Raw genomic sequence first — 10733 nt, 5'->3', positions numbered from 1 at the left:
GCAGACTGGTACTTGGAGTTAGGGTTCTTGAACTGAAGCCAGGCTGACTGAATTCCCGACTCACGATCTTCCATACGAACCGTGAAGAAGTACTCTTGCCCCGGAAAAACGCCGCTCTCACGGGTTCGAGAAGAGACATTGGGATCAAAGTCAGGCAGACCCCCACCACGCACAGGGTTAATATGAAGGATCTCACCGGTGCTGGTACTGGTGTCGTAGCGCACGAGGGTAGGAGCCGCTACATCGACAACCGTCGCTAAACAAATATCATTGTAGTTCGACGGCGTAGGAGCGTTTGGACTTCGGAATCCGTTTCCAAAGTTATTAACACTGAGATCCCCAACGCGATTCGACTGAAAAGCCACGCGGTTCACGTTGATAAAGGGCGACCAAGTCGGGTAGGTATCATCGAAAAGATAGGCTGGGTCTACAGAGTCTATCTGTTTTGCCGACTGCAACCCGGAAATAGGGGTACCTTCAACCAGCAAGCTAGGCACACCGGTCGCCGTAGCAGTTGCACGAACCGTGTAGATATCGTGCGTGGTGCCTCCCGCCGTAAACGCCGTCGGGGCTCCTACAACATCAGGCTGCCGGGTTGAGGCAAAAGCGATGTAGTACTGTGTCCCTGCCTGATTGGTGAAAGGGTTGGTGCGCAAGCTAGAGAAGGCAGGCTGGACATCATCGGAGTCCGGCGCACCGGTGTAGCGGTTGGAGAACTGAACTGTCGCCCCATTCACGGTGCTCATGACGAAGATATTGCGCTTCCTCGTCGAGTTCACCCCAGTGGCGCGTGCAGGATTTCCATCATTCGTCTCCGTCTTAGGGATTGAGCCCCCGACGTAGATGTCGCCAGCCAGCCTAGGCTGAGCATTGGAGTCAAAAGCGATGAAACGTCCATCGGGAGAGATCGAAGGATTGCGCTCGTCTGCGGCTCCGTCAGTGAGCTGAGTTACCAATCGCCCCACGGTATTGATCGTGTAGAGGTGATAGACCGTATCTCCCTCAAGAAGAGCAGAGAAAACAAGGTCGGTAGATCCCAGCCATGCAGCACGCTCGACATTCACGAATCTCCTACCGCGGAAGCGGGTGGGATCACCCGTCAGGTTCAGGAGATTACTAGGCCCACCCGGAGCAGTATCAATCGTTGATCCAGGAGCGGGCGTCGTGGCGACATAGAGATGCCAGACTTTAGCAGGATCGTTGATTACTCGGTTGTCTACGGACTTAATAAAGGCAAGCTGTCCACCCGACCGACTGGGCACAGGCCACTTGTGATCGGCCAGTGGCTCTCGTGTCATAACAACAGGAGTGCCCGCACCCGTCTGCGATGGGTTGTTTGCAACACTTGCAGAGAGACGGAAGAGCTGATAGGTGCTCCCTGCTGCCGTCCCAGAGTTACCTGCATAGTAAAGAACTTGCTCGTCATCTGTCCAGTAGGGATTGATCTCATCTGCCGTCTCTCGAAATGTAGCATCCACTACTTTCTCGATGACATTAGCACCATTAGGCCCACCGATCTGGACACGTGTCGGATTCTTCTGACCAGCCTTGGCCTGGGTAGCAGGTGTCGCGTCCCACTGACGCACAGGAATACTGGGCGCAAGGAACCGATTATCGCCAACGCCAGGAAACGCCCTTAAAGGAATCTTTAGATTCCCAAGAGCGCCCGGCGTTTGCCGGTCCCTGCGTTGCGCGTTTGCTACTGTCGTAATCCCGACCAGCGCGGTCATAAAGACAGCAAGCGCGGCATATCGCCGTGATTTAGGCACGAACTTCAAAGTGGGGTCAACCTCCTCGATCAGCCCGCCCCGTAGCTCTTTGAGCTACGGTAGACAGCATCCGGGCAAGCACAGACGACAGCATGACCATTGCCATGTCCAGCAAGTCAGATTTTTTCAAAGATGCGAGTTTACCCGGACTCACATCCTCCACAACACTACCAGCGATCTGTGCACCCAGTATCTCCCTTGGACTATTAAAATCCTTGGTATTGTTCCCGCAAGCACACCGATCGCCAAAAGACACGGGCGGATTATAACATAGCACAGGAAACCAAAGCAAGTCTAAAAGTGCCACGTCCACCCTCCGTCTCTTTCCAGGTTCCTTAGGCATTCGACACAGGCGGAGGGTTCTCCTCCTCCTGCCACTCTTCCCAGGTTTTTCTTTTTTCCTGGCGATACTGATTCCAGACATCCGCCGCCGCTTCGGGATAGGCAGTCACCGCCCCAATGGGACAGGGAAGCCAATTGGTCTGTCCAAAGAGCCGACAGATGGTAGGGCGTGCTGGATAGATAGAGCAACGCCCATTGGCACTGTCTCGGAAGCGGCAGTAGGTAACCCGCGCCTCAAGCTCTTCTGCCCCCGGCCAAGGCAGTGTTTTCTCCTGAGTGCGAACTCTCTCAACGTCATCGGAGGGCTGCTGAGAAAGATATTCCTTCACGGCTTCCCACTCTTGTTGTGTTACTCCAAAGCCTGCCACACATCGGCTCCCACACATATCGCAGCCATCACAGACTTCGAGCTTCATCTGCGCTTCCAAAGCGCCGCGCCGCTTGAGAAATAAATCCCAGCTCTGGTGTCCCTGGTCTCCGATTACTTTTAGCGGCTTAGCCACGGCTGCGGTATCCTCCAGATCAGTCAAATCTACACTTGAGTTGTGAAGAAGTAATGAACAGCCCGCATTGTAACACGTCTATCTGGCGACCCGACCAAGGCATTACACCCGTTTCGGAGTCTGAGTGGACATCCTATGCCCTAGAAATTGGCATCCCTGAAGCCGTGATCCAGCGCTCCCGTGAGCGTGACCGCCGGGCACGCCTTGTGCTTTGTGAGACGGCTCTGCTTGTCACTCTACGCATCTGGAATGGGGTAACAGGCCAGAGCGGTGACGACCTCGAAGATGTCACCCGCGAGTGGGATATCTTCGTCGGCTCAAACCTGGTTCTGATTCGATCGGACACAGCGATGCCTCTTCTTCCCGCAGGCACTCACACACCTAGCCAGGTGCTCTATGCTCTGCTCGATGAGAGCATTGATGGTTGCTATCCTGCCATGGACGCCATGGATGCAGAGATTGACGCCCTAGAGATCGCGGTTTACTCACCCGAAACACTGGCGGAGATTGGCCCTGCGCTGATTCTCAAAAAGAAACTCCTGCTTCTTCGACAGACCGTAACTCCCCTACGCGATGTGTTAAACCAGCTCCTACGTCTCCAACATGCTGCCTTGGACCCATCATTAACACCATATCTTCAAGATATTTTTGATCGCTCGCTACGCCTCACGGAACAGATTGATCTTCATCGTGAAATTCTCTCTGGGGTGCTCGAGGCTATCATGGCACAGACGAGTAATCGCTTAAACCAGCAGATGAAGCGGCTGACGGCAATTGCGGCTATTGCCTTGCCTATCACGGCAATCACAGGCTTTTTTGGAATGAATATCGGGCACCTAGACAAAGCTCCATCATGGAGCCTCTGGGCCGCTGTTGGATTTATGGCAACCGCCAGTAGCCTCGTGTTTATCTACTTCCGACGTCGCGACTACTGGTAGCGTTACGTGCTTCTAGTGTCCACGCTCGATGTAGGCGTAAACACGGCGGTAGATTGTCGTGAGGAGGTGCGCAATGGCCGCCTCGCTATCGCCGCCCCAGTCCATGCGAACATACTCGCGGAAGGGATGCTCCGTCTCGCCGATCCGATAAGTAGCCAGCTCCTTCGGAAGCACCATCGGTTTTCCCGTGGCTTCTTGCAAGGCGCTCACCTGTGCCTCAAACCAGTGGGCGCGCGTGAGCGCATGGTCATCGTAGGAGACGGAGACAATCCAGTCTTCGTTCCCATGTACTGTTGTATAGCGTTTTCGAACCCTTGCCATCGCCGCCGATTGTAGCATGTTCTGAAGGCCTTCTGCAACTAATGCTTGACGCAAAGGGATCATCCCCTTATAATGGCACCAATGCAAAACCTCGTACGAATGGCGGCTCTCACCACACTTCTGGTATCCGCACTGAGCACACCTGCTCTCGCACAGCTCTCGCCCACGGCCGGCTCGGCTATGGAGACGATTCCTCTGCGAATTAAGCTAGGGGTCTGGCGCCCCAGTGGGCAGGCAACTCGGACTCTTTCGGGTTCGCAGGTACCGGGTGGTTTGGTGGATCTGAGTGGCTCCCGAGCGGAGGACTCACGAACCCTCACGGTGGGCTACTTTCAAGGAAGCTCCGCCGGAAAATCGTTCCGCATTGTTCCGTTACTGATCACTAAGGCTAGTGCGGGGTCGTCCGGTTCGAGCAGTACATCGGGTTTCTTCACTTCGCAAGGAGTGGGAGCCTACTTTATTGATGCAGCAGGTTCTGGATTCAAGGCTCGCTACGGCGGCTACATGGGAGCAGGTCTGAGGCTCAGCGGTGGGCTTTTTGTGGAAGCCCAATATCACTATGTCAGCGGCAGCGTCAATGGCGCGTCGCCTAATGGAATCGCCTTATTTATCGGTCGGCGAAACTAAAATAAATTTAAATGAACGAACCAAACTGGTTTGGGAGGCTTGTGTTGAAGAACCTTCTCCAAGTGGCGACGGTCTGCGGTCTGTCGCTGTTGACGCTCAGTGGGAGCGCTCACGCGCAAACACGCAATCGCTATGATGTTAACTCGTCGTCTATCAAGCTCGGGTTTTTCACCCCTGGTAGTGGTGTTGCCCGCCAGGCGGGAGGGTCCCAGATCCTCAACTTTGAGGTTGAAACAGTGGTTCAGTACATTCCTGAGCGCAACGAAAACAGCGTCTTTAGTATCGGCTACATCGAGCGAGACAACTTCCGGATCATCCCGGTGATGCTCAGCCAGATCACTCATGACAACAAGCGCACGTCTAGCTACGACTACTACTACGGCTATGGCTTAGGCGTATTCTCCTCACGGCTCAACTCTGGAGGAGCTATCACGACATCAGGCTCGACCAAGAACCTGATTGGCGCACAAGCAGTCATGGGCCTGAACCTCACTGAGTCCACCTTTGTGGAGTTCAAGTACCTCTATCCTGCCAAGTACGACAATCAGTTTATTGGTGGTCTACAGTTCATGTTCGGCATGCGCATGTAGAGCCGCGCATCGGCGAGTTCTAGCCCTCTGTCTTCTTATGAGACAGAGGGTTTTGTCTTTTTTGCAGCACGGAAGGCAAGAGCAGTGTTGCCGCCGCCAGCACACCCGAATCATTAAGAGCAAGAGCCGCTCCGCCTGCAATCAGTACTCCCCAGCACTTTCGCCGTACCAGTAAGACGCCACTCGTTAATAACAACAAGCTCCAGGGACTACTCACCAGCAGGTGCCCATTCATCGCCAGCTTACGCCCGATCAGTGTCAGAGCCCCCACACGCTCACCCGAGACGGCCCGCCCGAGATGCGTCTGCACTCCCGCTCCTCGACTGGCATCCCAGCGTGCCAGCCCGAAAAATAAAATCCCTATGCCGAGCAACACCACGAAAGCTGCCCAGAGCCGCTTTGTCTTGGGGAGCTTCAGGATCTCACGTGCCCCTATCCCTACCAAAGCCGCCAGAAAACAGCCATTGTTGGCCCCGAGGCTTGGTGCCCCAATCGCAATCGCAATCGCCAGAAGCGCGGGAATATCAAAGCCCGCCGCCAAGGCACACCCAACCAGCAAGCCCGCGCCTTCGTTGCCAATCCCATAGAATCGTGCTGCCTCAGCAAGGGAGTATGAGAAAGTGTTGTACTCCAGTGTCGGCACTCCCAGAGTCACGCCCGCCCAAAGCACCAGAGCGATCACAAGGGCAATATGCCTCACCGAGAGTTTCCATGTCGCCAGCCCAACAATCACAAGAAAAAGCACCATCAGCACCAAATGCCCGCGTGCATTTAGGGGATACAGTGGCGTTCCCAGTAAAGGCGTCAGGAGCATCGCAAGCGGCACGGCGAATACCAGCCTGCCTAAGAGCTCCCATTTTTTCCACGCAGTGAGAAGAAGCAAAGGCGTCAGGAGCCAGGGAATCACCACCAGACCTACCGCCCCACGCTGCTTCCAGAGCTCTCTTTGCCTGGCTAAATTCTCAAATTTCCCTGGAATCGTAACTGCAGGGCGGCCGGCTCCAAATGGCCTTCCCAGTGCGGTAGCCGCAATATCGGTGGCGGCGATCAGACCGGGGCGAAAGCGCACCGAGGGCGAGATCAGGAATCCATCGGGAACATCATCGCCTAGTAGGACTACTTCACGAAACTTCCACCCATCTCCAATGACCGGCCCATGATCCCCTTCGGTCATCACCCCAACCACGAGAAGCCGCTCCCCAGCAGGTAGGGCCGCAATACGATCTTTGAGCTGGGGGCCGGGGGTGCTGATGTAGAGGCGCTCCAAGGGGATTCGTAGAGCATCCGAGGGAAGCGGACTGCGGCTCCCGGTTGCGAGCACATCAAGAAGCTCCCATTTCTCTCCCACGCGGCCTGCTTTACTTGGGTAGAGCGCTCTTGCCCCTTTTCGTAGGCCTTCGGAGTAAAATCTACCCTGCCAGTCTTGGATGTACAGATTTCCAACATAGACAAGGTGGGTATTCGCGGGAGGCAGAGCCGTCATTTTCGGTGGCAGGGAGCGTGCGTAGCCCATTACAACAGTCAGAGCAAGAGCGAGCCAGGAGAGTATTTTTTGCCAGGGAATTATTTTTTTCATCGCAGCACCCTCGTATAGAGTTTTCGCGTCTCCGTGCGCATCATCTCTTCCGTAAAGCGCTCCGTAACCCGCTGCTTTGCATAGCTCCCCATCGCTTCGCCGCGAGTGGGGTCATCGAGGAGAAGCTGGATACCAGCACGCAGGGCAGCAGGATCGCCTACAGGGACAGTCAGTCCAATCGAGGCATCGGGAAGTAGCTCGGGGATTCCTCCGATAGCGGAGGCAACAATGGGCTTGCCTGCCGCCATGGCCTCAAGTACCGCCAGTCCGAGTCCTTCAGAGCGTGAGGGCTGACAGTAAATATCAGCAGCAGCTAAGAGCATCGATATATCGTGGCGCTCACCCAAAAGCGTTGCGCCACTCAGATTCCCCCGTTCCGGGCCATCCCCCGCAATAAAAAGTGTCGCCTCTAGTCCCTGAACCGCTTCGATCAACACATCCAGCCCTTTTTCTTTTGAGAGCCGCGCCACCGAGAGAATTATTATTTTTTCTTGGGGCCAGCCCAGGAGCGCACGGGCTTCTGATTTCGTCGGCAAGCTCGAAAATTTCTCGATAGCAATGCCGTTGTAGATCACCTGACAGTGTACGGGTACGGTGCGAGCCACGGCATCGGAGACCGCGATGACAGCGTGGACTTGCCTCAAAAGCGCCAAGGCGGGCGTTTTTGGTGCGAGGTTATGAAGCGTCATCACCAGCGGAAGGCGGGCGACTCTTGCGGCCAGTAGGTACATCGGTAGGCGCTTGAGACCGTGTCCATGAAGAATCTGTGCGTTCACAGAGCGTGCCCAGCGCCCTGCCGACCAGCCTCCCAGAATCTGTGCTTTCAGGCTATCGCTCTCGGGCAGAGGGAAATCTCCCGCAAGCGCGGTGAGTTCACGAGGCGGTGCCGCCAGTAAGGTCTCCGTCTCAGGATCGGTGAGGAGCGACTTGACTTGCTGGAGCATTCCGCCTTGGGCGGGCCGGAGCAGATGCGCCACTCGAATCACTCATCAACCTCAGCGGCTTCCAGATCCTCGGCGACAATGCCCTCATAAAGCTGGCGCATCACAGGCCGAATCACATCCCAACCAAAACCCCGTCGCTGCAAAAACGATGAGAGCTTGGCCTGTGCTTCCCGGCTCCGGTCTTTAGGTGGGTCACCAACACGCTTGATCGCCACGGTCAAGCACGCCGTTTTCTCGTCATCGTCCGTACGGTTCTCTAAAGCCTCTGCTGCGTCTAGCCCCTTGCGACTGAGCTCCTGGCGGAGTAGATACTTGCCTCGCGTCTTCCCTCGTGAGGCCACCCAGCGCTCGGCCAGCGCGGCATCATCAAGATAGCCCCAGCTACGCACTCTCTCCAGAGCGGCAAGAATGATCTCCTCCTCGACCCCTTTTTTGGTGAGCTTATCGCCCAGCTCTTTTTCGCTACGGGCCTGCTGGCCCAAGAGCCAGACACAGTAGTTGGCAGCCTCGGATTCGGTCATGCCCCTATTTTACTGCCTCGCGAGCCAGTCGTCGCGGAGAATCTCCCCCAGCCAGGCATCGTGCCAACGTCCCAGGTGCCAGCGCTCGTGGCGGGCGATCCCCACGCTCTGGTAGCCCGCCTTCTCCAAGGCACGGCGGCTGGCGATATTTTCGGTGTAGACCAGAGTTCGTAGCTTCTCCAGCCCGAGCGTTCCAAAGGCGTACTCGGTGCGGAGCGCGACAATCTCGCTGGCATAGCCCTTCCCCCACTCCTCTTTGGCTCCGATCAGGTTACCCGTCACGGCGCTCCGGTTCTGCCAGTCAAGCTGATGTAGCCCTGTGATGCCGATAATTTTCTCCGTTTCTTTGAGCTGCGCGGCCCAAACAAGATCGGTACTGTTGCGCCCCACTTTCTCCAGCCACTCTTTCTCAAAGTCCAGCGTCGGAGGATAGCCTAGGCTCAGGTAGCGGGTTACTTCCGTGTCGGCAAACCAGGTGCAGAAGAGCGGAGCCATCTCGGCTGTAATCGGTACTAAACGGACTCGCTCACCTTCAATAATCGGACCAAACATAGACATTCCTCTTTCGTTCAGACAGGGTTAACGGCTCTATCGAACAAAGGCCAATATCTGCTAAATATGATGAAGCATCACGATCAGCTCACCAGATGCTACGGCCACTGTCACAGAGTCTTCGGTGACTTCATTGAGCGTACCGTCACGCAGACCAGGAGCGAGCCAGTCGTTGGTGAGGGGCCAGCGGACGCCTTTCGTGGTGATTCCTTCAACACGACCAAAGGCAAGTAGTGAGAGGGGTCGGCCCACTAGATCGCTTCCCGACCTCTGCCACTCTCCCACGACAAGCTCATACATCGCGGTCTCATCCACAAGCTGTAGAGAGAGGCTTCGTCCATGCTTGATAAGTGCGGAAAACACCGAGTAGCTGTGATCCAGCCGCCCACCCGTAGCCCCGAAGACCGTAACTTTCGTCGCTCCCCACTCCTCGCGTACATAGGTTAATGCTTTATCCAGATCCGTGTAGTCTTGATCCGGCGTGGGGACAAGCTTTGCTCCCGCTCTGACCAGCACCGCTCTCTCGTCGTCACTGAGCGAGTCACCGTCACCAGTGATGATGTGTGGGATCAGGCCGTAGCGCTGTAGCGTGCGTGCGCCACCATCTACTCCCAACAGTATGTCCGCCCGCGCAACCGCCTCCTGAAGAAGCTCCTCGGCTTCCCCAGAAAACGGCGCATTGGCACAGAGAACGGCGTGCATGCCTAGTAGTTTACCGTCGCTGCCGGATCTTTGAAGAGCGAGCGCAGCTGGCCTGCACCCGCCAGAAACTTCGCATGACCATCCACGAAGATCGCGCTTCCCCCTTGTGCATGCCAGGCTTGGTAGAAGCCCGAGTAGCCCCAGTAGTTCGCGGTATCTATCGCCGGGTTAAACCAGGGAAACATTTCATCCCGCATCAGCACACTCTCCGCAGGTCGCTCGAACATCGGGTCACTCACAATTGCGGTGGCACGCGTTGTGGGAACGTTATTTGAAATCGAGAAGCCATTGACCACCGAGAAGCAGCGCCTCTCAAAGTAATACGAGGAGCCATAGGCCGCAAAGTAAGAGCTTGTCCCAGGAACATCGGTGCGTTGAAAAGGGCCACCGACATCATTGGGACACTTGAAGATCTGGAGATTTTTCAGATAGGGCTGGAGGTCAACTTCAATGCCATAGTGGATAACTGCTGTTTTCTTGGAGTAGGCATGCCAGAGCGGAATAGTCTCGTCGTAGTCCTGGACATACATACGAACCCCCATACCAATCTGTCGCGCATTAGAGAGGCAACTTGCCTGGCGGGCTTTCTCCCGAGCTTGGGCAAAGACAGGAAAAAGTATCGCCGCGAGTATAGCAATAATCGCGATGACGACGAGGAGTTCAATCAGGGTAAAAGCGTTGCGTTTCATCATTTTACTCCCCAGCATCGGGAGAGGCGAAACGCGGCACTGCCTATAGCAAATGGACAGAAGCCAGGTTCCCGCTTCCCTACGCCGGTGCTAACCGGATCAGGTTCTTGGGGTCGGCTCATAAGCCCTCTCAGCCTGGCAGTTCGCAGGCTCCCCTAGCAGGTTTGCACTCCGATTGTACCCCTCCAGTGGTACAATCGCCAAGAATATGGATGATGCAGAAAAAGCGGCGCTTCGCGCCAAGTACGAAAAGCCCTCTCTCTCTTTCTCCATACGTCTGCCGCCTAGGCTCTCTTCACCACGACTCGGTATCTGGGCAGTCTGTCTGATCCTCTTAGTCGGCTATCTAGTCTCTCTCAAGATGCCCCTCCAGCGAAGCGATGATTTTTATAAAGTGATTGGAGCTTGGAGCCTGGCGATGGGGAAAGGCTACTGCGATATCTCCCGCCCCGATGCCCCCTTTCTCACCAAGTATCCGCCACTAGCCTCGCTAGTGATGGCCCCCTTTATGAGCCTCGTCGGAGATTTCCTACGCCCTCTCCGGCTACTTTCAATGTTCAGCTATATTGCAAGCGTCCCACTGGTCTATCGCCTCCTCGTCACACGTACAGGGCACCGCCGTGTCCTCTTTATTTTGCTTCTGGCTGGCTTAAACCCTC

General features: G+C 55.7%; 13 protein-coding genes and 1 riboswitch. Of the genes, 4 read left to right on the top strand and 9 right to left on the bottom strand.

Annotation, left to right across the window (positions count from 1 at the left end):
• Together RMO15_RS17540 and RMO15_RS17535 are read right to left on the bottom strand one after the other, a co-directional pair.
• A partial coding sequence (locus RMO15_RS17540; protein WP_309714781.1) for a hypothetical protein occupies positions 1-1778 on the bottom strand: 1778 nt, incomplete at its 3' end.
• A gap of 326 nt (positions 1779-2104) precedes the next feature.
• Entirely contained in the window at positions 2105-2614 is a 510-nt protein-coding gene (locus RMO15_RS17535; protein WP_309714779.1) for a YkgJ family cysteine cluster protein, read from the bottom strand.
• Positions 2615-2667: 53 nt separating this feature from the next.
• Here RMO15_RS17535 and RMO15_RS17530 point away from each other — a divergent pair, with 53 nt between their 5' ends.
• Positions 2668-3552 (top strand): CorA family divalent cation transporter, encoded by an 885-nt coding sequence (locus RMO15_RS17530; protein ID WP_309714778.1) that lies wholly within the window; start codon positions 2668-2670, stop codon positions 3550-3552.
• 12 nt (positions 3553-3564) lie between these two features.
• Here the strand turns inward: RMO15_RS17530 and RMO15_RS17525 are convergent, their stop codons facing one another.
• Entirely contained in the window at positions 3565-3927 is a 363-nt protein-coding gene (locus tag RMO15_RS17525; protein ID WP_309714776.1) for a hypothetical protein, read from the bottom strand.
• An 18-nt stretch (positions 3928-3945) separates the two neighbouring features.
• On the opposite strand from RMO15_RS17525, the gene RMO15_RS17520 reads away from it, so the two are divergent.
• Both RMO15_RS17520 and RMO15_RS17515 read left to right on the top strand, forming a co-directional pair.
• Positions 3946-4500 carry a hypothetical protein gene (locus tag RMO15_RS17520; RefSeq protein ID WP_309714774.1) on the top strand — a complete coding sequence of 185 codons (555 nt, stop codon included), beginning with the start codon at positions 3946-3948 and terminating at the stop codon, positions 4498-4500.
• 11 nt (positions 4501-4511) lie between these two features.
• Positions 4512-5090 carry a hypothetical protein gene (locus RMO15_RS17515; RefSeq protein WP_309714772.1) on the top strand — a complete coding sequence of 193 codons (579 nt, stop codon included), beginning with the start codon at positions 4512-4514 and terminating at the stop codon, positions 5088-5090.
• Positions 5091-5109: 19 nt separating this feature from the next.
• Here the strand turns inward: RMO15_RS17515 and RMO15_RS17510 are convergent, their stop codons facing one another.
• Genes RMO15_RS17510 through RMO15_RS17485 form a run of 6 tightly spaced genes read right to left on the bottom strand, consistent with a single transcriptional unit; the run spans position 5110 to position 10077 of the window.
• The gene (locus tag RMO15_RS17510; RefSeq protein WP_309714770.1) at positions 5110-6666 is read right to left on the bottom strand and encodes a hypothetical protein; all 1557 of its coding nucleotides are present in this window, start codon (positions 6664-6666) and stop codon (positions 5110-5112) included.
• Entirely contained in the window at positions 6663-7652 is a 990-nt protein-coding gene (locus tag RMO15_RS17505; protein WP_309714768.1) for a glycosyltransferase family 4 protein, read from the bottom strand. Before RMO15_RS17505 ends, RMO15_RS17510 begins: the two co-directional genes overlap by 4 nt.
• Entirely contained in the window at positions 7649-8131 is a 483-nt protein-coding gene (locus RMO15_RS17500) for a regulatory protein RecX (protein ID WP_309714766.1), read from the bottom strand. Before RMO15_RS17500 ends, RMO15_RS17505 begins: the two co-directional genes overlap by 4 nt.
• A 9-nt stretch (positions 8132-8140) precedes the next feature.
• Complete coding sequence (locus RMO15_RS17495) at positions 8141-8683, bottom strand: GNAT family protein (protein ID WP_309714764.1); 543 nt, start codon at positions 8681-8683, stop codon at positions 8141-8143.
• A gap of 60 nt (positions 8684-8743) precedes the next feature.
• Positions 8744-9385, bottom strand: a complete 642-nt coding sequence (locus RMO15_RS17490; protein WP_309714762.1) for a thiamine diphosphokinase — start codon at positions 9383-9385, stop codon at positions 8744-8746.
• Between the two features lie 2 nt (positions 9386-9387).
• Positions 9388-10077: a prepilin-type N-terminal cleavage/methylation domain-containing protein gene (locus tag RMO15_RS17485; protein ID WP_309714759.1), complete on the bottom strand. Its 690-nt coding sequence runs from the start codon at positions 10075-10077 to the stop codon at positions 9388-9390.
• Positions 10078-10133: 56 nt separating this feature from the next.
• A riboswitch (TPP riboswitch) is annotated at positions 10134-10241 on the bottom strand.
• Positions 10242-10282: 41 nt separating this feature from the next.
• Between RMO15_RS17485 and RMO15_RS17480 the strand changes: the two genes are divergently transcribed.
• Positions 10283-10733: hypothetical protein (locus tag RMO15_RS17480; RefSeq protein WP_309714757.1), on the top strand; the 451-nt coding region annotated here is incomplete at its 3' end.

Source organism: Armatimonas sp., assembly GCF_031410135.1.
Lineage (GTDB): Bacteria > Armatimonadota > Armatimonadia > Armatimonadales > Armatimonadaceae > Armatimonas.
The sequence above is the reverse complement of the archived record's forward strand: the minus strand, read 5'-3'. Positions and strand labels throughout refer to the sequence as shown.